This window comes from Micromonospora sp. DT68, assembly GCF_049847245.1.
In the GTDB taxonomy this organism is placed as follows: domain Bacteria; phylum Actinomycetota; class Actinomycetes; order Mycobacteriales; family Micromonosporaceae; genus Micromonospora; species Micromonospora profundi.
On sequence record NZ_JBNCNZ010000020.1, the window covers coordinates 68,689 to 92,561 of the forward strand.

The following is a 23,873-nucleotide window of genomic DNA, read 5'->3' on the forward strand; positions in this document are numbered from 1 at the left end:
CGAAGGAAGGTGACGCCGTGAGTGTCAACGCCACACCTGCCGGCACCGACACCGTCGCCGAAGAGACCAAGCCAGCCACAGTGCCCGCCCAGCGGGGTGGTCGCCGCAAGCCGCCGTTGAGCGAGAACAAGAAGGCCGAACGCAAGCTCGGCTGGCTGCTCTGCGCGCCCGCCGCGCTGGTAATGGTGGCGGTGACCGCGTACCCGATCATCTATTCGGTCTGGTTGTCGTTGCAGCGTTACGACCTGCGCTTCCCCGACCAGCGCGAGTTCATCGGGCTGGAGAACTACATCACCGTGCTCACGAACGAGTTCTGGTGGACGGCGTTCGGGGTGACCATGCTGATCACGGTGGTCACCGTGGCCGTCGAGTTGGTGCTCGGCATGGGGCTTGCCATCATCATGCACCGCACGCTGATCGGTCGCGGGCTTGTGCGGACCTCGGCGCTGATCCCGTACGGGATCGTCACTGTCGTCGCCGCGTTCTCCTGGCGGTACGCGTGGACGCCCGGCACGGGCTACCTGGCCAACCTGTTCAGCGACGGCGCGCCGCTCACCGAGCGGGCCAGCTCGCTGGCGATCATCATGCTCGCGGAGATCTGGAAGACGACCCCGTTCATGGCGTTGCTGCTGATGGCCGGGCTGGCGCTGGTGCCGGAGGACCTGCTCAAGGCCGCCTCCACCGACGGCGCCACCGCGTGGCAGCGGTTCACCAAGGTGATGCTGCCGGTGATGAAGCCGGCGATCCTTGTCGCGCTGCTGTTCCGCACCCTGGACGCGTTCCGGGTCTTCGACAACATCTTCGTTTTGACGGCCGGCGGCAACGAGACGTCGTCGGTGTCGATGCTCGCCTACAACAACCTGATCCGGGGTCTGAACCTCGGCATCGGCTCGACGATGTCGGTGCTGATCTTCATCACCGTGGCGATCATCGCGTTCGTCTTCGTGAAGCTGTTCGGCACCGCTGCCCCGGGCAGCGACGACGGGGAGAGGCGCTGACATGGCCGTCGAAACCACCACCCGGGCGAAGGTGCGTTGGGGCCTGCTCGACATCCTCGTGATCGTCTTCGCGCTGGTCCCGGTGCTGTGGATCGCTTCGCTGTCGTTCAAGACGCCTGCGACTCTCACCGACGGGAAGTTCTTCCCCCGCGAGTGGACGCTCGACAACTACAAGTCGATCTTCAACACCGACCAGTTCGTCCGGGCGCTGATCAACTCCATCGGTATCGCCCTGATCGCCACCCTCATCGCCGTGGTGCTCGGCGCGATGGCCGCGTACGCGATCAGTCGGCTGGACTTCCCGGGCAAGCGCCTGTTGGTCGGGGTGTCCCTGCTGATCGCGATGTTCCCGCAGGTGTCACTGGTGTCACCGCTGTTCGAGATCGAGCGTCAGCTCGGCCTCTTCGACACCTGGCCCGGGCTGATCCTGCCGTACATCACCTTCGCGCTGCCGCTGGCGATCTACACGCTGTCGGCGTTCTTCAAGCAGATCCCGTGGGACCTGGAGAAGGCGGCGAAGATGGACGGCGCCACCCAGGCGCAGGCGTTCCGGCGCGTGATCGCCCCGCTGGCCGCGCCCGGCCTGTTCACCACGGCGATCCTGGTCTTCATCTTCTGCTGGAACGACTTCCTGTTCGCCATCACGCTGACCTCCACCGAACGAGCCCGTACGGTGCCGGTCGCCCTGTCGTTCTTCACCGGCGAGTCGCAGTTCGAGGACCCCACCGGGGCGATCTGCGCCGCCGCCGTGGTGATCACCGTTCCGATCATCCTGTTCGTTCTCTTCTTCCAGCGCCGCATCGTGTCCGGTCTGACCTCCGGCGCAGTCAAGGGATAGGTGGAAAGTCATGGCTGACATCGTGCTCGACAAGGTGAGCAAGAGTTTCCCGGACGGGACCGTCGCCGTGCAGGACGTCGACCTGGAGATCGCCGACGGCGAGTTCGTGATCCTGGTCGGCCCGTCGGGCTGCGGCAAGTCCACCACCCTCAACATGATCGCCGGGTTGGAGGACATCAGCTCCGGTGAGCTGCGCATCGGCGGCCAACGGGTGAACGACAAGGCTCCCCGCGACCGGGACATCGCAATGGTGTTCCAGTCGTACGCGCTGTACCCGAACATGACGGTGCGGGAGAACATGGCCTTCCCGCTGCGGCTGGCCAAGCTCGACAAGGAGACCATCAACTCCAAGGTCGACGAGGCGGCGAAGGTGCTGGAGCTGACCTCGCTGCTGGACCGCAAGCCGGCCAACCTCTCCGGTGGCCAGCGGCAGCGGGTGGCGATGGGCCGGGCGATCGTGCGCAAGCCCAAGGCGTTCCTGATGGACGAGCCGCTGTCCAACCTCGACGCCAAACTGCGGGTGCAGATGCGGACCGTGGTGTCCCGCCTGCAGAAGCAACTCGGCACCACCACCGTCTACGTCACCCACGACCAGACCGAGGCGATGACCCTCGGCGACCGCGTGGTGATCATGAGAGGTGGGGCGATCCAGCAGGTCGGTCCGCCGCAGGAGCTGTACGACCACCCGCGCAACCTGTTCGTGGCCGGCTTCATCGGCTCGCCGTCGATGAACTTCCTGCACGCCGCCGTGCAGGACGGAGGGCTGCGGACCGCGCTTGGCGACGTGCCACTCGGCGACCGGGTACGCCGCGAGTTGGAGGCTGCCGACGCGCCCCGCGAGTTGATCCTCGGCATCCGTCCCGAGCACTTCGAGGACGCCGAACTGGTAGACGACGACACCCGTCGCCGGGGCATCGAGTTCGAGGCGCCGGTGGACATCGTCGAGTCGATGGGCTCGGACAAGTACGTCTACTTCACTGTCGAGGGCGAGAAGGCAAGCGCCGCCGAGCTGGAGGAGTTGGCCGCCGACGCTGGCGCGTCCGACTTCGCCGGCGCCGGCGGCAACCTGGTGACCCGGCTGTCCGCGGAGTCACCGGTCACCGAGGGGGAGTCGCGTCGGGTCTGGTTCAACCTGGAGAAGATCCACCTGTTCGATCCGTCGAACGGTCGCAACCTCACGCTGCACGAGGGCCGGGCGGCCGGGGCGCTCGCCGACTGACAGCGTCCATCGTGCTGGGGCCGGCGGCGAACCCGCCGGCCCCCGTTCTGTCCTGCGTGGAGCGTCCGGTCGTGGCAAGGTGGTCGCAGGTCGAGTCGTGAGGCGGGGGACGAATGAATCGACGACTGGCCGCGCTGGCGAACGCGCACGGCGTGTCCACCTGGTACGAGGACTGGCGGCACCGCCGCGTCGAGGTCGCCCCGGAGACCGTGGTGGGCGTCCTCGGCCTGCTCGGGGTGGACGCCACCAGCCCGGCAGCGGTGGCTGACGCGCTCGCCGCCGCCCGCGCTGTCGACAGTGCCGCGCTGCCGCCGACCGTGGTGCTTGCCCACGGCACCTCCAGGGAGCTTCCCGCCCCGGGTGTGGTGAGCCTGGAGGACGGTGGTCGCCGCACTGTCGACGGTGAGCTGCCGGGCGACCTGCCGCTGGGCTGGCACCGGCTGGCCTGCGCCGGCCGGGACGTGACGCTCGTCGTGGTGCCCCGCCGGCTGCCCGTGCCGCCGCGCACCTGGGGCTGGATGCTCCAGCTCTACGCGCTCAGCTCGCAGCGGTCGTGGGGCATGGGCGACTTCGGCGACCTCGCCGAGTTCACCGGCTTTGCAGGTGACAACGGCGCGGGGCTGGTGCTGCTCAACCCGCTGCACGCGGTCGGCCCGGCGCATCCGGTGGCCACCTCACCGTACTCACCGGCCAGCCGGCGCTTCGTCAACCCGCTCTACCTGCGGGTCAGCGACACCGCCGCGTACCGGGCTGCTGACCCGGCGACCCGTGCCGTTGTCGACGCGCTGCGCCCCGACCGTGGCGATCTGATCGACTACGACGAGGTGTGGGCCGCCAAGCGGCACGCGCTTGAGCTGCTGTACCCGTACGCCCAGCCGGTGGACCTTGCCGCGGACCCGGCGCTTACCACCTTCGCCACCTGGTGCGCGCTCGCCGAGCGGCACGGCAACGACTGGCGGGCCTGGCCCGCGGAGCTGCACCACCCGGACGCGCCGGCGGTCGCCGAGCAGCGCAGACAGCTCGCCGACCGGGTGGCCCTGCATGCCTGGCTGCAACACCTGTGCGACGAGCAACTCGACGCCGTCACGGCGGCGGCCCGCGCGGCGGGGATGCCTGTCGGCGTCGTGCACGACCTGGCCGTCGGCATCGACCCGGGCGGCGCGGACGGCTGGCAGCTCGCCGACGTACTGGCGCAGGGCGTGCGGGTCGGCGCCCCACCGGACGACTTCAACCAGCTCGGCCAGGACTGGGGGCTCGCCGCGTGGCGGCCGGACCGGCTCGCCGAAACCGGTTACGCGGCGTACCGCGACATGCTGCGGCGGACCCTGCGGCACGCCGACGGCCTGCGTGTCGACCACGTCGCCGGGCTGTGGCGGCTGTGGTGGGTCCCGCCGGGCGCCGGTGCCGCCGAGGGCACCTATGTGCGCTACGACGCCGACGCGATGCTCGGCATCCTCGCGCTTGAGGCGCACCGGGCCGGCGCGGTGGTGGTCGGCGAGGATCTCGGCACCGTCCAGCCCGCCGTGACCCGGGGTCTGCGGGGGCGCAACATGCTCGGCTCGACCGTGCTGTGGTTCGCCCGCGACGACGACGGCGATTTCGTTCCGCCGTCGCGCTGGCCACGCAACGCGCTGGCCACGATCTCCACCCACGACCTTCCGACCGCGCCGGGCTTCCTGACCGGTGAGCACGTCCGGGTACGCGACGAGTTGAAATTGCTCGGCACCGACGTGGCTGTGGAGCGGGCCCGCGCCGAGGACGAACGGCAGCGGTTGCTGGCGCTGCTGCGCGCCGAGGGCCTGCTGCCGGAAACCGAGTCGCCGTCGGACGACGAGGAGGCGGTGGTGGTGGCGATGCACGCGGCGCTCGCGGCAAGCGCGGCTCGGCTGCTCGGCGTCTCGCTGTACGACGTGCTGGGCGAGGTGCGGCAGCCCAACATGCCGGGCACGGTGGACGAGTATCCGAACTGGCGGCTGCCGTTGCCGGCCAGCCTCGCGGAGATCCGCGCGGACCCCCGGGTGGCCCGGATCGCGGCGCTGATGTCGGCGGCCCGCCCACGCCCGGCGCGGTGACCCGGCCGGCTGCCGACGTGGCGGGCTTGCCCGGCTGCCTACCTGCCGGGCCGCGGGCCGGTCAGGCCGTCCAGTCGAACCGGGGTGGCAACTCGACGAAGGCCGCGTACCGGCTGAGGGCCTGCTCCACCCGCGCCCGCACCTTGGCGGTAAGGCGCGTCAGCGGGTGGACGGTGATGGTCACCGTGGACTTGCCGAGCCGGCGTTTCCACACGCCCACCACCCGGCCGCCGAGCACGACCGTGGCCTGGAAGACCCCGTTGTTGCCGGGCACAACGGCCGACCGGTGCGCCTCGTCGAGCATGAGCGACCGGTCGCGGTAGCCGAGCAGGTACTCGTCGAAGCCGGGCAGCGCCAGCACCTCGTCGAGCGGGGTACGCGGCGCGTCGGCCACCGCCGCGTCGACGTACGTCTGCTCGCCGTCGACGCGTACCCGGGTCAGCGCGTCGCCGGCCCCGGTCAGGCCGCGGCGCGCGTCGGTGAGGGTGAGGCCCGTCCAGCCGGCGAACTCGCGGTCGGTGACCGGGCCGTGCGAGCGGACGTAGCGGTGGGCGAGCAGGGCCAGCGCCTCGTCGCGGTCGAGCCGGCGGGGCTCCGGTGCCCACTCGTCGAGCAGGGCGAAGGTCTGCTCGGTGCCGACGTTCGGTGCCACGCAGGTCACCCCACGGACGCTCGCATACCAGAGCAGGTGGTAGCCGCGCTGCTCGTCGGTGCCGATCCCGGCCTCGCGCAGGGCGGCGAGGCACTGCGCCCGGGTGAGCCGGCCGCCGCCGGCCAGCGCGGCACCGAGGACGTCCAGCGCCCGGTCGGCGTCGACGTCGGTGAGCCCGAGCCGCGCCCGGCGGGCCTCCACGCCGGCCAGTGAGCGGACGCCTGTCAGCTCCAGCATCCAGCGGGCGTCGGCCGGTGGGACGAGGTGAACGGTGCCTCGCATCGGCCAGGTGCGTAACGCCTCCCGCCGCTCCAGCGCCGCCTGCACGTCGGACGTCGTCCGCCCCGGGAGCCGGGCGCCCAGCGACCACAGCCCGCTGGCCATGTCCTGCGCCTGCATCGCGCCGAACCACTCGACCACCTGGGCGACGGTGTCGGGCTGGACCGCCGGACGCAGCAGCAGACTCGTCATGCGCAGGGCAAGCGCGTCGGCCGCGGTGAGGTCGACAGCCATGGCGGTGCCCCTTCCGGCAGTAAGGCCGCCAGCCTAGGACCGGTCACCGACAGATTCCGCCCCCACGAGGTCTAACGCCTGTCGTCGTGGGAAAGCCGCTCGGCGGATGTACGCGCGCCGCGCGTGCGGAAGGGAGTCTCATGACTGCCGCAAGCGAGCCGGCCCGGGGGGCCGGAGTGACGGCCGGGTCCCGGAGCCACCGGGGCGGCGACCGCGCGAAGACGAGCGCCGCCGCCACCTTCGCCCTGGTCTTCGGCGTCGCCGGCCTGCTCAGCGTGCTGACCGCGATCCTGGCCTGGATCGGGTTGGTGCTGGGCATCATCGGGGTCATCCTCGGCATCGTGGGCCTCAAGATGAGTCGACGACCCGGGGTGACAGGTCGGGGCGTCGCCATCGGCGGCCTGGTGCTGAGCATCCTGGCGGTGCTCATCGGCCTGGGTCTCGCGGCGGGCATCACCACCTTCGTCAACAACGAGGGCGCGGTGGACCGCCTCCAGCAACAGGTAAACGATCTGCGGGACAAGCTGGACTGAGGTCGGTGCGGGCGGGGCCACGGCACGCCGTGGCCCCGCCGGGACCGTCCCGGACTCGACCCGGCCGACCGGTCGGCGCTGGAGGTCACAGTAGGGTGGGCGGGTGCTCCGCCAGGTCACCGCGATCCGTTACGTCACCCCGCTGCGCGAGGGTGGCTCGCTTCCGGGCGTGGTGGAGGCCGACGACCTTGGCACGTACGTGGCGAAGTTCCGGGGCGCCGGGCAGGGGCCGAAGGCGCTCGTCGCCGAGGTGATCTGCGGCGAGCTGGCCCGCCGGTTGGAGCTGCGGGTGCCGTCACTTGTGGTCCTGGACATCGACCCGGTGATCGGGCGGGCCGAGCCCGACCAGGAGGTGCAGGAGCTGCTTCGCAACAGCGGCGGCGCCAACCTGGGGATGGACTTCCTCCCGGGAGCGCTGGGCTTCGACCCGGTCGCGCACCCCGTGGACCCGATGCTGGCGTCCCGGGTGCTCTGGTTCGACGCGTACGTGCAGAACGTCGACCGGAGCTGGCGCAACCCGAACCTGCTGGTGTGGCACCGGGACCTGTGGCTGATCGACCACGGCGCGGCCCTGTACTTCCACCACAACTGGCCGCGCGCCGAAGCCGCGGTGCACCGGCCCTACCGGGCCGAGGACCACGTGCTGGCACCGTACGCCGACCGGATGGCCGAGGCCGACGCCGAGTTGGCGCCCCGGATCACCCCGGAGCTGCTCGCCGAGGTGCTGGCGCTGGTACCCCCGGACTGGCTGACCGCCGCCGACTTCGACTCGGCCGACGCGGCGCGGGAGGCGTACGTGGCGCACCTGTCGCAGCGGGTCGCCCGCTCGGCGGACTGGCTACCGGCGGGGGATGCCGCGTGAGACACCCCTTCGAGTACGCCATCATCCGGCTGGTGCCCCGCATCGAGCGCGGCGAGCAGATCAACGTCGGGGTGTTGCTGTACTGCCAGCAGCGCGACTTCCTGGCCGCGCGCACACACCTTGATGCCGACCGGGTCCGTGCGCTGGCCCCCGACATCGACCTGCCTGCCGTGGCCGCGGTCCTCGACTCCTGGGACCGGACCTGCGCCGGTGACGGGCCGGCGACCCGGATGCGGCTCGGCGAACGGTTCCACTGGCTGGCCGCACCTCGCAGCACGATGATCCAGGCCGGCCCGGTGCACACCGGGCTCACGGCCGACCCGGCGGCCGAGGTGGATCGGCTGATGGCGGCGCTGGTCCGCTGACGGCGTGACCACAGGCCTTCTGACGAGAGCCAGAACAGCCCGACAGGCAGGGCGGGAGCCCGGCTGTCGTTTGCCGTGCAAACGAGGGGGTAGTCGCGAGAGCTTGAGCTGAATCGAGAGGGGACACCTATGGCTGCCCAGATCAAGGTGGCGGTGATCTACTACAGCGCCACAGGCATCACGTACCAGATGGCGCAGGCCGTCTGCGAGACCGCTGGCGAAGCCGGCGCCGACGTACGCCTCCGTAAGGTGCGGGAGTTGGCGCCGGACGAGGCGATCCGCTCCAACTCCGGTTGGCAGGCGCATCACCTGGAGACCCAGGACGTTCCCGAGGCGATGATCGACGACCTGTCGTGGGCCGACGTGGTGATCATGGGTGCGCCGACCCGGTACGGCATGGTCGCCGCCCAGCTGAAGCAGTTCATCGACACCACAGGCCCGCTCTGGGCCCAGGGTGCGCTGGCCAACAAGGTCTACTCCGGGTTCACCTCGACGGCGACCTTGCACGGCGGGCAGGAGACCACGCTCACCGCGCTCTTCAACGTCTTCTACCACTGGGGCGGGATCGTGGTCACCCCCGGCTACACCGACTCCAGTCAGTTCATCGCCGGCAACCCGTACGGTGCCTCCCACGTCAGCAACAACGGTGAGATCGCCCCGGACGCTGTGGCGCTGGGCGCCTGCGCTCTCACCGCCCGGCGGGCCGTGCTGATCGGTGCCGCGCTGAAGCAGGGCATGGCCGGCTGACCCCGCAGCCGCAGCGTGACCGCCGATACGACTGGGGACCGGTGGCGCGAGCGGGGGCTCTCGGCCCGCCCGTGCCACCGGCCACACCAGCCCTACCCCCGCACGGTGGCCGCTATGCCCGCCGGCGCGGCGGGCAACAGGTCGGCCAGAAGCTCGGACAGCACGGCGAGCCCGTCCGGGCTGAGCACCGACTCGGGGTGGAACTGCACGCCGGCGAAGCCGCGCCCGCGCAGCGCGTGCACGGCACCGTCGCTGACGTCCCGGGCCAGCTCCACAGTCCCGTACGCGGTTTCCAGACGGTCGGTGTCGGCGAGCGCTGTGAACGTCGAGTAGAACCCCACCCGGCGGGTCCGGCCGAACAGCGGCACCTCCCGCTGCAGCCCCTGATAGGGCGCCTGACGGCGGTGCATCGGCAGCCCCAGCAGCCCGGCCAGCACCTGGTGCCCGAGGCAGACCGCGAGAGTCGGCCGCCCGGACGCCAACAGCCCGGTCAGCAGCTTCCGCAACGCCACCATCTTCGGCTCGTCCGGGCTTCCCGGGTCGCCCGGTCCCGGCCCGGCAACCACCAGGTCGTACCCGTCGACCGGCTCGCAGGCGTGCCACGGCCGCAGCGTCACCGCGAGCCCCAATGCGCCCAGTTGGTGGGCCAGCATGCCGGTGAAGGTGTCCTCGGCGTCCACGATCAACGCCCGCCGGCCCACCAGACCGGGCAGCCCCGGCGCGTCCGGTGCCCGCTGGTCCAGCCAGAACCGGGCCAGCGGGGCGTTACGCGCGGCGAGCGCGGCGCGTACCGCCGGATCGTCGGCCAGCCGCGCGACCGGCCCGCCTCCGCCGACGGGCGCCGCAGGGCCGAGACCCAGCGCGGCCAGCACGCCAGCCGCCTTGGCGTGCGTCTCGGCCACCTCGCCGGCCGCCGTCGAGTGCCGGACCAGGGTCGCGCCGACCGGCACCCGCAACTGGCCGGTGGGTGAGATCTCGGCGGTCCGGATCAGGATCGGGGCGTCCAGCGTCTGCCGGCCCGCGTCGTCGTGACCGAGCAGGGCCAACACCCCCGCGTAGTAGCCCCGGCCGCGCCCCTCGTGCCGGGCGATCACCCGGCAGGCGTTCTCCATGGGGCTGCCCGTGACGGTCGGTGCGAACATCGTCTCGCGCAGCACCTCCCGCACGTCGCGGGTGCCCCGCCCGGCGAGCAGGTACTCGGTGTGCGCCAGGTGCGACATCTCCTTGAGGTACGGGCCGATCACCTGGCCGCCGTGCTCGGCGACGGTGGCCATCATCTTCAGCTCCTCGTCGAGCACCATGTACAGCTCCTCGACCTCCTTGGGGTCGGCGAGGAACCGCAGCAGCGCCGTGGTGTCCGGTGCGTCGCCGGAGGACCGGAAGGTGCCGCTGATCGGGTTCATCATGACGAGGCCGTCGTCGACGCTCACGTGCCGCTCCGGGCTGGCGCCGACCAGGATCCGGGTGCCGGTGTGCACCACGAACGTCCAGTACGCGCCCCGCTCGGCGACCAGCAGCCGGCGCAGCGCGGCGAGCGCGGCAAGCAGCGGCGCACCCTGCACGGTGGCGTTCAGGACGCGGTGGATGACGAAGTTGGCACCCTCGCCCCGGCCGATCTCCTCGGCGAGCACCCGCTGCACGATCCCGGCGTACTCCTCGTCGGTGACGTCGAACGCGGCGCCCTCGGTGCGGACCGGTTGGTCGGGCAGCGCGGCCAGAGCATCGGCCAGGGGGATCCGCCGGTGCTCGCGGACCTGGAGACACTCCAGCGGCGCGTCGTCGTCGACGCAGGCGAAGCCGCGCTCGGCGATCTGCCGGTACGGCACCACGGCGAGCGTCCGCGCTCCGGGCGTACCGGGCGGCAGCGGAATGTCCGCAAGCCGTTCGACGGTGTCGACGGGGCCGGTGAACAGCTCAAGCTCGTCGGCGCCCTCGCGGCGCACCAGCGCGAAGGGGCCGGGGTCGTCACCGTCGGCGACGGCGGCGAGCAGATCGGTCAGGTGGGTCATCGGAGTCTCCGTAGGCCGGGCGCCGCCAGCGGGGCGGCCATCCGGGCCGGGAGATCCGGCGGCCGCCTCGATGGCGGCCGCGTGAGATGAAGCTACGCGCGGGGGGTGGCCGCCAGGTTGGCGGGCCACCAGCAGGTCAGGTGCGCGAGCATGCGACCACCCTACGCGTCCGTGCTCGGGTCCGGAACCTGTTCGGGTGTACGGGTGTGCCCGGCGTGACCGCCGTTGCTGTCCGGCCGGTACCGGGTAACTTGACCGGCGATGAACATTCTCGCGCTCGACCTGGGCACATCCTCGGTGCGCGGGCTGGTGCTGAGCGGTGACGCTCGGCCGCTGCCCGGCGTGCTGGCCCGACGGAAGGTCAATCTCGCCATCGGCGACGACGGCACCGGCACGCTGTCCGGGCCCGACTACCGCACGCTGCTCGTCGAGTGCCTGGACGAGTTGGCCGAGTCGGGACACCTGCGGGACATCGGCCTGGTGGCGATCTCCGCGCAGTGGCACTCGGTGCTCCCGCTGGGCCACGACGGCGCTCCGCTCGGCCCGGTGGTGACCTGGCTGGACACCCGGCCCACGGCGGCCGAGGGCGCGGCGGGTCCGGTCGACCCGGACGACTTCCACCAGCGCACCGGCTGCTGGTGGCACCGCTCCTACTGGTCGATGCGCCTGCCCTGGCTGCGAGCGCAGTCCGGCACCTCGATCGCCCGTTTCGTCGGCCTGCCCGAGTACGTCCTGGGTGAGCTGCTGGAGGCGGCCCCCATGTCGATCTCCCAGGCGTCCGGCACCGGCCTGCTGGACCTGGGCAGCCTGCGCTGGGACGAGGAGGCGCTGGCGCTGGCCGGGACGCGTCCCGGTGAGCTGCCACCGCTGTGGGAGCTGAACTGGCACGGTCGGCTCCGGTCCGACTGGGCGCGACGCTGGCCCCAGTTGGCGCAGGCGCGCTGGGCGCCGCCGGTCGGCGACGGCGGGGCGTCCAACGTGGGGTCGGGCTGCGTCGACCCGAGTCGGGCCGCGATCACGGTCGGCACCTCCGCCGCCGTACGCCTGATGCAGCGGATCCCGGCCGGCGAGCCGATGCCCCGGCTGCCCGAACGGCTCTGGCGTTACCGGGTCGACCACGAGCATGTGGTGACGGGGGCTGCGTACTCCAGCGGCGGCAACCTGTTCGCCTGGGCTCAGCGGGAGCTGCGGTTGCCGGCGGCCGACGAACTTGACGCGGCGTTGGCGCTGGTGCCGCCCGGTGGTGGCCGGCCGGCGGATCCCCGCTTCGGCGGTGACCGGGCGCCCGGGACCGCGCCGGCGGGCACGGGCGAGCTGCGCGGGTTGAGCTTCGGCACCACGGCCGTGGACATCCTGGCCGGTCTCATGCAGGGGCTCTGTGGGCTGGTCGCCGACGACCTCGCGGTGCTGGAATCCACCATCGACAGTCCTGTCGACGTGGTGCTCGGCGGTGGCGCGGTGGCCGCCTCGGTGTGGTGGCGTCAGGCGTTCGCCTCCACGCTCGCGCCGCGACCGGTGTCGCACCAACGCAACCCGGAGGTCGGTGCCACAGGTGCGGCCCTGGTGGCGATGGGCCGCTGCTGCGACGCGGCCGACCTCGCCGACATCGGCCGGACGGATGAGCCGGTTCCACCGACGACGACAGGTCGGCCGCACCAGCAGTATTCTTCCTGAACTTTCGGTCTGACCGGACCGTTGACAGGGCTTCCGGGCCTGGTTGGATGGACTGCGCTCCCCGGGTCGCGGTGGACGCGGCAGGACGGAGGATGCAGGGTGGCGGCAGGTCCCGATCCGACGAACGGTTCGGTGTCGAACCATCGTCGGCGTCGCTTCGACGTCCGGGTCGTTCCGCATCGGCGCCGCTCGCCGTTCCGGCTGCGCGACTGGCGGATGAGCACCAAGCTGGCCACCGTCCTGGTGGTGCCGTCGGTGGCGTTCCTGGTGCTGGCAAGCGTGCAGACCAGCGCGCTCGTCGGGCGGACGACCGAGCTGAACGACTTCGCCCGGCAGGTCGGCATCGGCCGGCAGATCACCGCAGTGGTGCATCACCTCCAGCAGGAGCGCGACCGCTCGGCGGGTGAGCTGGGCGAGCTGCGCCGGGGTGGTGACCGGCAGGCCGCGGCCAGTGCCCTGAGGCCGTTGCAGTCGGCCACCGACCGGGCCGTCGACGACCTGCGCCGGGCCGCCAGGCCGCTCGCCAACGCCGACGCGTCCTGGCGGGTCGCCTACTCCGAGGCGTTGGAGGCGTACGACAAGGTGGTCGACATCCGGGTGGCTGTGCCGCCTGCGGTGTTGAGCAACGACACCATCCTGAGCAACTACCACCGGGCCGTCGACGCGCTGCTCGATCTGCTTGACGAGCCGACGCCAGGTCAGGAACGACCGGCGTTGAGCGACGCCGTGCTGCGCTACGTCCAGCTGGCCCGGGTCAAGGAGCTGTCCTCCCGGATCCGCGCCCAGCTCTATGCCGCCTCCCGCGCCGGCCGGTACGGCACCGAGGACCGGGTTCTGCTCTCCGACCTGCGCGCCCAGCAGCTCACCGCGCTGGGGGCGTTCCGGGTGGCCGCCACCATCGACCAGATCCGCCGGTACGACACGGCTTCGGTGAACCCGATGTTCCAGGTCGCCACCCAGTTGGAGGAGCGCAGCCTGCCCTCCGGTGAGGCGACCCCGGCGGTGCTGCCCTCGGAGCAGTGGTGGTCGGCGAGCCAGCAGCGTCAGGAGTTGCTGCGTCAGCTCGAAGCGGGGGTGCTCGACGACGCCGTGCGGCAGGCCGACGATGTCAGTTCCAGCCAGCTGCGGGACACCCTGTTCGTCGTCGGTGGGATCGTCACGGTGCTGCTGGCCGCCCTGCTCATCTCGCTGCTCGTCGGCCGGTCGGTTGCCCGGTCGATGCGCTTGTTGCGCGGTCAGGCGCTGCGGATCGCGCAGATCGAGCTGCCGGACGCGCTGGACCGGCTGCGGACGGTGAACGGCGGGGTGACCGACATCGACGTCGCGCCGCCGGTGGTGCGTTCGCTCGACGAGATCGGCGAGCTGGCCGAGGCGTTCGTAGCTGTGCACCGCAGCGCGGTCACCGTCGCCGTCGAGCAGGCGCGGATGCGCCGCACCGTCAACAGCATGTTCGTCAACCTGGCCCGACGCAGCCAGGTGCTTGTGGAGCGCCAACTGGAGCTGCTTGACGATCTGGAGCGCGAGGAGAGCGACCCGGACCAGTTGGAGAACCTGTTCAAGCTCGACCACCTGGCCGCCCGGATGCGCCGCAACGACGAGAGCCTGCTGGTGCTGGCCGGCTCGGAATCCACCCGCCGGCGGAACCGCCCGGTCGGTCTCGGCAGCGTGCTGCTTGCCGCCGCCGCCGAGATCGAGCAGTACCAGCGAATCCGCCTGGAACCGGCGGGCGACGTCAACGTGGTCGGGCACGCGGTGGGCGACCTGGTGCACATGCTCGCCGAGTTGCTGGAGAACGCGACAGCGTTCTCCCGCCCGGACACGGCAGTCGTGGTGACCGCCCGCGTCGAGGCGTCGGCAGTGCAGATCGACATCACCGACAACGGTCTCGGCATGACGCCGGCCGCGCTCGCCGAGGCGAACGCGGTGCTGGCGAGTCCACCGGCTGCCAACGTCGCGACGGTCGAGCGGATGGGCCTGTTCGTGGTCAGTCACCTGGCCGCCCGGCTGGGCGTACTCGTGCGGCTCGACGATGGGCACGGCGGCGGCCTTGTCGCCCGGCTGATGCTGCCCGCCTCCCTGCTGGCTCCGGCGGGCACTGTGGAGCTGGATCCGCCGATGCCGGCCCGGATGCTGGCGGCTGGCGCGGCGCGCGGCATCGGAGCGCAGCGGATGGCCAGGGCTTCCCGAGCGGCAGCGCCAGCCGCCGCGCCGATGGAGTTGCCGTTCGCCGGTCGTCCGCCGGTGGCTGCCGTGCCGCGGCAGGCCCGCCCGGTGCCGGTGCGCGCCGAGGATGTGCTGGCCCCGCCGGTCGCGCCGGCCGGTGCGTCCGACGGCAGCGGGTGGTGGTCCCGTGAGGGGCCGGCCGGCCCGGCGGTCACCGGCCCGGCCATGCCGCCCGCGACGCCGGTGACTGCGGGCACGAACGAACGGGGCCTGCCGGTACGGGTGCCGATGGCGCAGCTTTCCGCTGTCACCCGCCCGGCGCAGCCGGACTCGACGCCGACACGTGTCGATCCGGATCCGGCGGCGGTGGGGGGCATGCTTTCCCGGCTCTACAGCGGGGTACGGCGTGCGGAGGCCGAGGACACCACCGAGATACCCGTGTCATCCTCGTGGGGGCACGACGAAGGGGGACGACGACAGTGACGACGTTGAGCCAGGAGGCGCGGGATCTGAGCTGGCTGGTGAGCGCGTTCGCGGAGCGGGTGCCCGGTGTGGCGCACGCGGTGGTGGTGTCCTCGGACGGGCTGCTGGTCGCGATCTCCGATCACCTGCCGCGGGACCACGCCGACAAGCTCGCCGCGGTGACCTCGGGGTTGATGAGCATCACTGCCGGTGCCGCGCAGATGTTCGACGGCGACATCGTCAAGCAGACGGTGGTCGAGATGGGCCGTGGCTACTTCCTGGTGATGCAGGTGCGTGACGGCTCGATCCTGGCCACGCTGGCCGCGGGCGACGCGGACATCGGCGTGGTGGGCTACGAGATGGCGCGGCTCGCGAAGCAGGCGGGGGAGATGCTCACCCCGGCGCTACGGGCGGAGTTGCAGCAGGCGTTGCCTCGCTGAGGGGTCCGGGCGTGACCCGGACGGTCACCGGCTCACGGGAGCCGAGCCGTCCGGGCCCGGCTGTCCGGGCGCCCCGTTCAGAAACCGCCCTCGGCGATCACGGAGCGGTACCAGTGGGCGCTGCGCTTGAGTACGCGGCGCTGGGTCGGGTAGTCCACATAGACCAGACCCCAGCGCTGGTCGTAGCCCTCGGCCCACTCGAAGTTGTCGAGCAGTGACCAGACGTGGAAGCTCTCCAGCGGCACGCCGGCGGCGATGGCGCGGTGCGCGGCGGCCAGGTGGTCGCGCAGGAACGTGATCCGGCCGGCGTCGTCGACGGTGCCGTCGGTACCCAGGGTGTCGGGAGTGGGCAGGCCGTTCTCGGTGACCGTGAGCGGGATCGGACCGTAGTCGCGGGTGACCCGGGTCAGCATGTCGTACATCCCGTCGGGGTAGATCTGCTGCCATTCGGCCTCGGAGGTTGGCCAGCGCTGCTCGCTGCGGCCGTCGGCGGTGACGTAGATCGGCGTGTAGTACTGCACGGCGAGCAGGTCGACCGGCGAGGAGATCACCGCCAGGTCGCCGTCGCGGATGCCGCGGACCATCCGGCTGCGCGAGCCCAGGTCGGCAAGCACGTCCTGCGGGTAGCTGCCCTTGAGCAGGGAGTCGAGGTAGAGGCGGTTCTCGTAGCCGTCGTAGAGATGGGAGGCGGCGGCCGCCTCAGGCGAGTCGTCGGCGGGGTAGCAGGGGTGCAGGTTGAGCGCGGGGCCGATCCGGCTGGTGCTGTTGGCGGCGCGCAGCGCGCGTACCGCGAGACCGTGGGCGAGTTGCAGGTGGTGGGCGACGAGGTAGGCGGCGTCCGGGTCCTGCCGGCCGGGCGCGTGGTGGCCGATGAGGTAGCCGTTCTGCACAACGGTCTTGGGTTCGTTGATGGTGAGCCAGACGGACACCCGGTCGCCGAGGGCGGAGAAGACGGCGTCGGCGTAGTCGGCGAAGCGGTGGGCGGTGTCGCGGGACTCCCAGCCGTCGGCGTCCTGCAACGCCTGCGGCAGGTCCCAGTGGAAGAGGGTCGCCATCGGCTCGATGCCACGCTCGTGCAGGCCGTCGATCAGCCTCCGGTAGAAGTCCAGTCCGCGCTGGTTGGGCGCACCGGTGCCGTCGGGCTGGATGCGCGGCCAGGAGATGGAGAAGCGGTAGCTGCGCAGCCCCAGGTCACGCATCAGGTCGAGGTCTTCGACGTACCGGTGGTAGTGGTCGGCGGACACGTCGCCGGTGTCGCCGTTTCGGGTGCGCCCGGGGACGCGGCTGAACGTGTCCCAGACCGATTCGCCGCGGCCGTCCTCCTTGGTGGCGCCCTCGATCTGGTACGCGGAGGTGGCGGCACCCCAGCCGAAGTCGCTGGGGAAGCGCAGCGGGCCGGTGGGCCCGGTGGGTATCGACATGGATTCTCCTCGTGGGTACGGGGCCACCGCCGAGATTCGGGAGCGCTCCCAGGATAGGTCAGGAACGCCCCGCCCAGTCAGCCGACCGCTTGGCGGCTCGGGCTACCGGGTCGAGGCGGGTGGGGGCCCCGGACAGCGAACGAGGCCGACCGGGCGGCGCGTCGCGCCTGTCCGTCGGCCTCTTTTCCCATCGTGTACGGGGGTTTAGTGTGTGGGGACGGGGGAGGGCAACCCCCGTCCCCACCGTAACTGCACACGCACGGGCGGAATTTGGGTCCTGCCGTGCGTGTCGCGCGGGAGCCGGGCCACGCGAGTGGCTCTGGTTCCACCTCCCTCCCAGTGATGGGACGATGGCTGACGGCGGCGTCCGGGCTGGCCCGCCGTCAGCCTTCGGGCTGGTTCCCCGAAGTCGTCGCGAGGACAACCTCGGTGATCTTCTAGTTGGAACCTTTGTCGATGGAAGCGCTCCCATCGACCGATGTTGCGACTGTAACGCCCGTCACGCCTTTGTGAAAGACCCAAAACGAGATCGAAACAAGTGTCTGATCCGGGCCCCTCTGCGCTTGCTGTGGGAGCGCTTCCATGGCACACTGTCGATTCAACGCGACAGAGCCAGATCGCGTGGCGTGGGGTCCGCCGAGGGCAGCCGGCAGTATCACCGCCGGTCGCGGCACCCGATCGCAGCCGGCGGGACCCCCTCCCGCCTGGCCGCACCGCCGCACCCCGGCCGGGCCCGGGGCGACCACCATTCCGGCGCCTCGAATCCCCCGCACACCACCACACTCGCGGGCAGGCGCCCCGCCGGGTCCGTCCCGGCCTGGTCCGAGGAGACACCGCGCACATGAGACAACTGGCACGACGCCGCCGAGTGGCGATCCTCGCCGCCGCCGCGCTCGCCGTCGGCGGGGTGACCCTGCCGGCCGGTGCCGCGCAGGCCGCACCGGCCTGCGACGTGGTCTATGCGACGAACGACTGGAACACCGGCTTCACCGCCAACGTCACCATCAAGAACCTGGGCGATCCGATCAGCAACTGGACGCTCAAGTGGACCTTCCCGAACAGCGGCCAGCGGGTCACCCAGGGGTGGTCGGCGAGGTTCAGCCAGTCCGGCAGCGAGGTCACCGCGACAAACGAGTCGTACAACGGCAACCTCGGCACCGGGGCCTCCACCACCATCGGTTTCAACGGCTCCCACACGGGCAGCAACCCGAAGCCGACCTCGTTCACCCTCAACGGCACCCCGTGCAACGGCACCCCGGCCAACCAGCCGCCGACGGTCTCCCTCGACCTGCCCGCCGGGCCGTTCACCGCGCCGGCCGACGTGCCGCTGACCGCCACCGCCAGCGACCCGGACGGCACCATCAGCAAGGTCGAGTTCTACCGCAACGGCCTGCTGATCAACACCGACACCACCGCGCCGTACGCGTACACGCAGGAGGACCTGCCGGCCGGCAGCTACACCGTCCAGGCCAAGGCGTACGACAACGCCAATGGCATCGGAGTCGCCGAGAAGGCGTTCACCGTCGGGGCCGCGACCGGGCCGACGCTCGTCGCCACTCCGTCCGCGGTGAGCGTCAACGAGGGTGGCACCAGCACCTTCAACCTCAAGCTCAGCGCCGCGCCGACGGCGAACGTGCCGGTCACCCTCACCCGCACCGGCGACACCGACATCACTGTCACGCCGGCCACCGTCACGCTGACTCCGTCCAACTGGAACACCGGTGTCACCGTCACGGTCGCCGCGGCGGAGGACGCCGACACCGTCGGCGGTAGCGCCACCATCACCGCCTCCGCCACCGGAATCGCCTCGCTGGCGGTCGCCGCCACCGAGATCGACAACGACACCCCGGGCGGCGACAACGCCTACATCAAGAAGTTCCTCGAGCAGTACGGCAAGATCAAGAACTCGGGCTACTTCAGCCCCGAGGGCGTGCCGTACCACTCGGTGGAGACGCTCATCGTCGAGGCGCCCGACCACGGGCACGAGACCACCTCGGAGGCGTTCAGCTTCTGGCTCTGGCTGGAGGCCTACTACGGTCAGGTCACCCAGAACTGGGCACCGTTCAACAACGCCTGGACGGTGATGGAGAAGTACATCATCCCCACGCACGCCGACCAGCCGACCGCGGGCTCCGCGGGCACTCCGCAGTACGCCGCGGAATACAACCTGCCCAGCCAGTACCCCTCGGCGCTGAACCCGAACGTCCCGGTCGGACAGGACCCGCTCCGCGCGGAGCTGCAGTCCACCTACGGCACCGGCGACATCTACGGCATGCACTGGCTGATGGACGTCGACAACACCTACGGCTTCGGCCACTGCGGTGACGGCACCACCAAGCCGGCGTACATCAACACCTTCCAGCGCGGCACGCAGGAGTCGGTGTGGGAGACCATCCCGCAGCCGTCCTGCGACACCTTCAAGCACGGCGGCCAGTACGGCTACCTCGACCTGTTCGTCAAGGACTCCGGCGCCCCCGCCAAGCAGTGGAAGTACACGAACGCCCCGGACGCCGACGCCCGCGCCGTGCAGGCCGCGTACTGGGCGCTGACCTGGGCCAAGGAGCAGAACAAGCAGGCCGACGTCGCCGCCACCGTTGCCAAGGCCGCCAAGATGGGCGACTACCTGCGGTACGCGATGTTCGACAAGTACTTCAAGAAGATCGGCAACTGCGTCGGTGCCAGCACCTGTCCCGCGGGCACCGGCCGGGAGTCGGCGCACTACCTGCTCTCCTGGTACTACGCCTGGGGCGGCGCGTACGACGCCAGCCAGAACTGGTCCTGGCGGATCGGCTCCAGCCACAACCACTTCGGCTACCAGAACCCGTTCGCGGCCTGGGCGCTGACAAACACCCCGGAGCTCAAGCCGCAGTCGTCGACAGCTGTCGACGACTGGACCAAGAGCTTCGAGCGGCAGCTGGAGTTCTACACCTGGCTCCAGTCCGCCGAGGGCGGCATCGCCGGTGGCGCCACCAACAGCTGGGACGGTAGCTACGCCCAGCCGCCGGCCGGCACCAGCACCTTCTACGGCATGTTCTACGACGTCGACCCGGTCTACAACGACCCGCCGTCCAACCAGTGGTTCGGCATGCAGGCCTGGTCGATGCAGCGGATCGCGGAGCTGTACCTCCAGACCGGCAACGCGAAGGCCAAGGCCCTGCTGGACAAGTGGGTGCCGTGGGCGATCGCCAACACCACTGTCGGCACCAACTGGTCGATCCCGTCGGACATGAAGTGGACCGGCCAGCCGACCACCTGGAACCCGAGCAACCCGCAGCCCAACACCAACCTGCACGTCGAGGTCACCGTCAAGGGCCAGGACGTCGGCGTCGCCGCCGCCTACGCCCGGACCCTCATCGCGTACGCGGCCAAGTCCGGCAACGTGGCGGCCAAGGACACCGCCAAGGGGCTGCTCGACGCCCTCTCCGCGGCCAGTGACGCCAAGGGTGTCTCCACCACCGAGAAGCGTGGCGACTACCGGCGCTTCGACGACACCTACGACGCGTCCACCGGGCAGGGCCTCTACGTCCCGCCGGGCTGGACCGGGAAGATGCCGAACGGCGACGCCATCGCCGCCGGCAAGAGCTTCCTCGACATCCGGTCCTTCTACAAGAACGACCCGGACTGGCCCAAGGTCCAGGCGTACCTGGACGGTGGTCCGGAGCCCAGCTTCAACTACCACCGTTTCTGGGCGCAGGCCGACGTGGCCATGGCGTACGCCGATTACGGGAAGCTGTTCCCGAACGGCTGACAACGACCCGGGGTGGGCGAGCGTGCCCCCGCCCACCCCGGGGTTCGGCCGGGTTCGGGGGAACTGAGGAACCCGGCCGGCGGAACGGCCTGACACCCACGGTCAGGCCGGGGTGGGCCGGTCATCCGGCCAACGCAGCGGGTCGACCGGCCCACCCCACCGCCCGGAGTGGAGACAGTCGCGAAAAAGCCCAGAAATTCTGGCTGACGTGGGATCACGCCGACGACCACGACGGAGTAACGTACCTGACCGGAGAGGCCGCTCCCCCCGTGGCGGCCTCTCCACTTTTCTGCCCGGCGAGCGCCGCCGCCCGCCGCCGGTCAGCCGCCTCCGGCGGGTGTCACCGCCCCGGCGGTTGCCCCGGCTCCGGCGCTTGTCCCGGCTCGGGTCCTTGTCCCGGCTCCGGTAGGTGGGCCGGGATGCCGCTCGGCGCCTCAGGTGCCCCGGTGACAGTGTCGGCCAGGACCGGATGCCGCAGACCCGGGTGCCCGGCCGGCAGCGACCGGCGCAGCACCACCCAACTCACCGCCAGCGCCGCCGCCACGAGCGGCCAGGTCAACGCGACGCGGGCCACAACGAGCGCGAGCACCTGCCCGCCCAGGTACAGCGGAACGAACACCGCCACCCGCAGCACATAGGTGGCCGTCCACACCCAACTGGCCCTGCCGTACCCGCGCAGCAGCACCGGATCGCGCCGCCACCGGCCGCGCTGACCCAACGCCGTGCCGACCACCACCCCGAGCAGCGGCCACCGCACCACGATGCTCACCGCCCAGGCCAACGCGCTCGCCGCGTTCGACAGCAACTGGATCAGGAAGAAGTTCTCGGCCCGGCCGGTACGGACCGCGACGAGCGCCGCGACGCACACCGCGAGCAGGCCGATCAGCACCGAACGTGGGCGGTCACCCCGCCGCAGCCGTACGCCCGCCACCGCCGCGCCGACGGCCAGCGCCGCTCCGACCCCTGCCCACAGCGACTCGCCGCCGATCAGCCAGCCCGCCGCGAACGCCACCGGAGGAAGCGTGGCGTCGATGGCTCCGCGCCGGCCGCCCAGCAGATCCGCCAACGACTCGGCGCGCACCTGCCCGCCGGGCTCCGCCTCCCGCCGCTCCGAGGCGGGGCTGACCTGGCCGGACTTCCGCTCCGGTGTGCCGTCCACAGCAACCTCCTCCACCCCGCTTCAACCTAACCGTCGACAGGCGGTGGGCCACCAGCCGACCGGCCCGCTCCTGCCGCTACGGTGTGCGGATGCGCGCGACGGCAAGGGGTTGGACCGCGGTCTGGTTGGTCGTACTGGCCCTCGTTCAGGCGGCCGCCTTCCTCGCCGTCTGGCGGGTGGCCGTACACACCGGGATCGGCCAGTGGGTCGACACTGTCGCCCTCACCGGTAACCAGATCGGTCAGGATCGCATCGACGGTCCAGTGGACCGACTCCTCAACGCGATGTCGGTGGTGTCCCTGCTTGCCGCCACCGCGATGATCGGCTTCATCGCGCTCATCCGGGGCCGCATCGCCCTTGCCGTCACCGCAACCCTGCTCATCGCCGGCGCGAACGTCTCCACCCAACTGCTCAAGTACGGGCTGGCCCGCCCGGACTACGGCGTCGACCCGGAGCGCGCCGGGGTGGGCAACAGCCTCCCCAGTGGGCACACCGCAGTGGCAGCCTCGGTGGCGGTCGCGCTGATGCTCGTCCTGCCCCGGAAGGTACGGGCCGCCGGCGCGTTCATCGGCGCGGCCTACGCCGCTGCCGCCGGGGTCGCCACCCTTTCGGCCGGATGGCACCGACCCAGTGACGCCGTCGCCGCGTACCTGGTGGTGGGTGTCTGGGCTGCGCTGGCCGGGCTGGTGCTGCTGATCACCCAGCGGGAGCAGGCCGAGGTCGCCCCCGGCGACGCGCACCGGGTCGCCAGCGCGGTGCTCGGCGTGGCCGGCGTGCTGGCGCTTATCGTCTGCGGGCTCGCCCTGGCGTGGCTGGTTGGCCTTCGCGACACCTGGCCGACCGAGCTGAGCCGCCGACCCCTCTTCGTCGCGTACGCGGGCAGCGCCGCAGGCATCGCCGGCACGATGGCGGTGGTCATGGCGCTGGTGCTCACCGTCGTGCACCGGCTGGTGCCCCGCGTCAAGGGCTGAGCCGGCCGGGGGTCAGCTCGCCTGTCGGGGCGCGGGCACGTGCGGTGCGACGCTGCGCAGGTGCGTCAGCACCACCGGGTCGATGCGCCCCGGCACCAGCCGCTCCTCCAGGTTTTCCAGAGCGGCCCAGGAGAACAACGCCTCCTCCGGGTCTTCGGCGGCCACCTGATGACCCAGCGCGGCGAGCAGCGTCGCCACCTCTTCGGCGACCGCGCCGCTCAGGTCGAGCAGGGTCGCCGGGTCGGGCCTGCTGAACAGCAGTGTGTGCACGGCGAGCAGCCTCTCCAGCTCGGTCACCGGGTCCGGATGGTCGTCCACCCGCAGGTCGACAAGCACGTCGCTGGTGCCGGCGTACCCACCGCCGCGCTCGACCACGAGCAGACCGGCGCTCTGCCGGCCGCGCCGATCACCGCCGGCCTCGTCACCGGCGCGCAGCGCGGCCACGAGCCGATCGGCGAACGGCAGCGCCGACCCGGCGAGCCACGCGTCGGCCAACGCGTCGACGACCTCCGGACCGGCGAGGATGTTGCCCTGCGCGGCCCAGCCGTCGCCGGTGCGGCCGCCGGCCCACGGATGACAGGCCGGGCCCGTCCAGGTCGCGCCCGGACCGGTGGCCCCCACCACACCGAGCTGGCGGTGCGCGCGGTCGCCGTCGGCGGCGACCAGACCGGCCACCACGTCTGCGGCGGCAACCCCGGTGCGCAGCAGGGCCAACCCCTGCGGCCGGTAGGCGAGATTGACGTGCGCCTGGGTGGCAAGCGCGCCGATCTCGGCCTCCGCGGCCGGCACGAGCGCCCCGGCCGCCAGGAACTTGCTGGCCACGACCACGCCGTGCAGGCGGCCGTCGGCGGAGCGGGCGACGAGGGAGAAGGTCACCAGCCGAGATTAGCCTGCCCTGCCGACAGCACATCGGCCCGCGCGGATGCCGCGACCAGGGCGCCCGACGCGACCGCCGCGCAGGCGGGACCGGCGATTCTGCCCAGGACGGGGATCTTGCTCGCGGGCCCGGTCAGCGGGCACGATCGAT

18 protein-coding genes are annotated in these 23,873 nt (G+C 71.5%); 13 read left to right on the plus strand and 5 right to left on the minus strand.

The annotated features are described in order from the left end of the window. Window positions 1-17: 17 nt before the first annotated feature. The 4 genes from ACPXB1_RS27015 (at window position 18) to malQ (ending at window position 5,127) form a co-directional block, all read left to right on the plus strand. A complete protein-coding gene (locus tag ACPXB1_RS27015) occupies window positions 18-998 on the plus strand; it encodes a sugar ABC transporter permease (protein ID WP_334549271.1) in 981 nt (326 codons plus the stop codon). A gap of 1 nt (window position 999) precedes the next feature. Then, on the plus strand, window positions 1,000-1,836 hold the full coding sequence (locus tag ACPXB1_RS27020; RefSeq protein WP_355594079.1) for a carbohydrate ABC transporter permease: 837 nt from the start codon (window positions 1,000-1,002) through the stop codon (window positions 1,834-1,836). 10 nt (window positions 1,837-1,846) lie between these two features. Next, entirely contained in the window at window positions 1,847-3,055 is a 1,209-nt protein-coding gene (locus ACPXB1_RS27025) for an ABC transporter ATP-binding protein (protein ID WP_355594081.1), read from the plus strand. A gap of 113 nt (window positions 3,056-3,168) precedes the next feature. Beyond that, window positions 3,169-5,127, plus strand: a complete 1,959-nt coding sequence (gene malQ / locus ACPXB1_RS27030; protein WP_355594083.1) for a 4-alpha-glucanotransferase — start codon at window positions 3,169-3,171, stop codon at window positions 5,125-5,127. A gap of 61 nt (window positions 5,128-5,188) precedes the next feature. Here malQ and ACPXB1_RS27035 read toward each other — a convergent pair whose 3' ends face one another. Beyond that, window positions 5,189-6,292 carry a winged helix DNA-binding domain-containing protein gene (locus tag ACPXB1_RS27035; RefSeq protein WP_425735970.1) on the minus strand — a complete coding sequence of 368 codons (1,104 nt, stop codon included), beginning with the start codon at window positions 6,290-6,292 and terminating at the stop codon, window positions 5,189-5,191. 140 nt (window positions 6,293-6,432) lie between these two features. Between ACPXB1_RS27035 and ACPXB1_RS27040 the strand changes: the two genes are divergently transcribed. The 4 genes from ACPXB1_RS27040 to wrbA all read left to right on the plus strand — a co-directional run bounded on the left by ACPXB1_RS27040 (window position 6,433) and on the right by wrbA (window position 8,799). After that, a complete protein-coding gene (locus ACPXB1_RS27040) occupies window positions 6,433-6,825 on the plus strand; it encodes a DUF4190 domain-containing protein (RefSeq protein WP_355594087.1) in 393 nt (130 codons plus the stop codon). Between the two features lie 103 nt (window positions 6,826-6,928). After that, window positions 6,929-7,687: a HipA family kinase gene (locus ACPXB1_RS27045; protein ID WP_355594089.1), complete on the plus strand. Its 759-nt coding sequence runs from the start codon at window positions 6,929-6,931 to the stop codon at window positions 7,685-7,687. Then, the gene (locus ACPXB1_RS27050; RefSeq protein WP_355594091.1) at window positions 7,684-8,052 is read left to right on the plus strand and encodes a DUF3037 domain-containing protein; all 369 of its coding nucleotides are present in this window, start codon (window positions 7,684-7,686) and stop codon (window positions 8,050-8,052) included. Before ACPXB1_RS27045 ends, ACPXB1_RS27050 begins: the two co-directional genes overlap by 4 nt. Before the next feature lie 129 nt (window positions 8,053-8,181). After that, window positions 8,182-8,799 (plus strand): NAD(P)H:quinone oxidoreductase, encoded by a 618-nt coding sequence (gene wrbA, locus ACPXB1_RS27055; RefSeq protein WP_355594092.1) that lies wholly within the window; start codon window positions 8,182-8,184, stop codon window positions 8,797-8,799. A gap of 92 nt (window positions 8,800-8,891) precedes the next feature. On the opposite strand, the gene ACPXB1_RS27060 is transcribed toward wrbA, so the two are convergent. Then, a complete protein-coding gene (locus ACPXB1_RS27060) occupies window positions 8,892-10,808 on the minus strand; it encodes an anthranilate synthase family protein (protein WP_425735971.1) in 1,917 nt (638 codons plus the stop codon). Window positions 10,809-11,069: 261 nt separating this feature from the next. Here ACPXB1_RS27060 and ACPXB1_RS27065 point away from each other — a divergent pair, with 261 nt between their 5' ends. From ACPXB1_RS27065 to ACPXB1_RS27075, 3 genes are all read left to right on the plus strand, one after another. Continuing rightward, window positions 11,070-12,482 (plus strand): FGGY family carbohydrate kinase, encoded by a 1,413-nt coding sequence (locus tag ACPXB1_RS27065; RefSeq protein ID WP_425735972.1) that lies wholly within the window; start codon window positions 11,070-11,072, stop codon window positions 12,480-12,482. A 99-nt stretch (window positions 12,483-12,581) separates the two neighbouring features. Continuing rightward, entirely contained in the window at window positions 12,582-15,128 is a 2,547-nt protein-coding gene (locus ACPXB1_RS27070; protein WP_355631556.1) for a sensor histidine kinase, read from the plus strand. After that, window positions 15,125-15,547, plus strand: a complete 423-nt coding sequence (locus ACPXB1_RS27075; protein WP_053652618.1) for a roadblock/LC7 domain-containing protein — start codon at window positions 15,125-15,127, stop codon at window positions 15,545-15,547. The genes ACPXB1_RS27070 and ACPXB1_RS27075 overlap by 4 nt, the downstream gene beginning before the upstream one ends. 77 nt (window positions 15,548-15,624) lie before the next feature. Here ACPXB1_RS27075 and ACPXB1_RS27080 read toward each other — a convergent pair whose 3' ends face one another. Next, window positions 15,625-16,968 carry a GH1 family beta-glucosidase gene (locus ACPXB1_RS27080; protein WP_355594100.1) on the minus strand — a complete coding sequence of 448 codons (1,344 nt, stop codon included), beginning with the start codon at window positions 16,966-16,968 and terminating at the stop codon, window positions 15,625-15,627. An 841-nt stretch (window positions 16,969-17,809) separates the two neighbouring features. Between ACPXB1_RS27080 and ACPXB1_RS27085 the strand changes: the two genes are divergently transcribed. Next, window positions 17,810-20,716 carry a glycoside hydrolase family 48 protein gene (locus tag ACPXB1_RS27085; protein WP_355594102.1) on the plus strand — a complete coding sequence of 969 codons (2,907 nt, stop codon included), beginning with the start codon at window positions 17,810-17,812 and terminating at the stop codon, window positions 20,714-20,716. A gap of 340 nt (window positions 20,717-21,056) precedes the next feature. Here the strand turns inward: ACPXB1_RS27085 and ACPXB1_RS27090 are convergent, their stop codons facing one another. Beyond that, complete coding sequence (locus ACPXB1_RS27090) at window positions 21,057-21,797, minus strand: DUF3159 domain-containing protein (RefSeq protein WP_355594280.1); 741 nt, start codon at window positions 21,795-21,797, stop codon at window positions 21,057-21,059. A gap of 161 nt (window positions 21,798-21,958) precedes the next feature. Between ACPXB1_RS27090 and ACPXB1_RS27095 the strand changes: the two genes are divergently transcribed. Further along, window positions 21,959-22,846 (plus strand): phosphatase PAP2 family protein, encoded by an 888-nt coding sequence (locus ACPXB1_RS27095; protein ID WP_355594104.1) that lies wholly within the window; start codon window positions 21,959-21,961, stop codon window positions 22,844-22,846. Between the two features lie 12 nt (window positions 22,847-22,858). Here the strand turns inward: ACPXB1_RS27095 and ACPXB1_RS27100 are convergent, their stop codons facing one another. After that, window positions 22,859-23,722: a DUF1028 domain-containing protein gene (locus tag ACPXB1_RS27100; protein ID WP_355631554.1), complete on the minus strand. Its 864-nt coding sequence runs from the start codon at window positions 23,720-23,722 to the stop codon at window positions 22,859-22,861. Window positions 23,723-23,873: the final 151 nt, after the last annotated feature.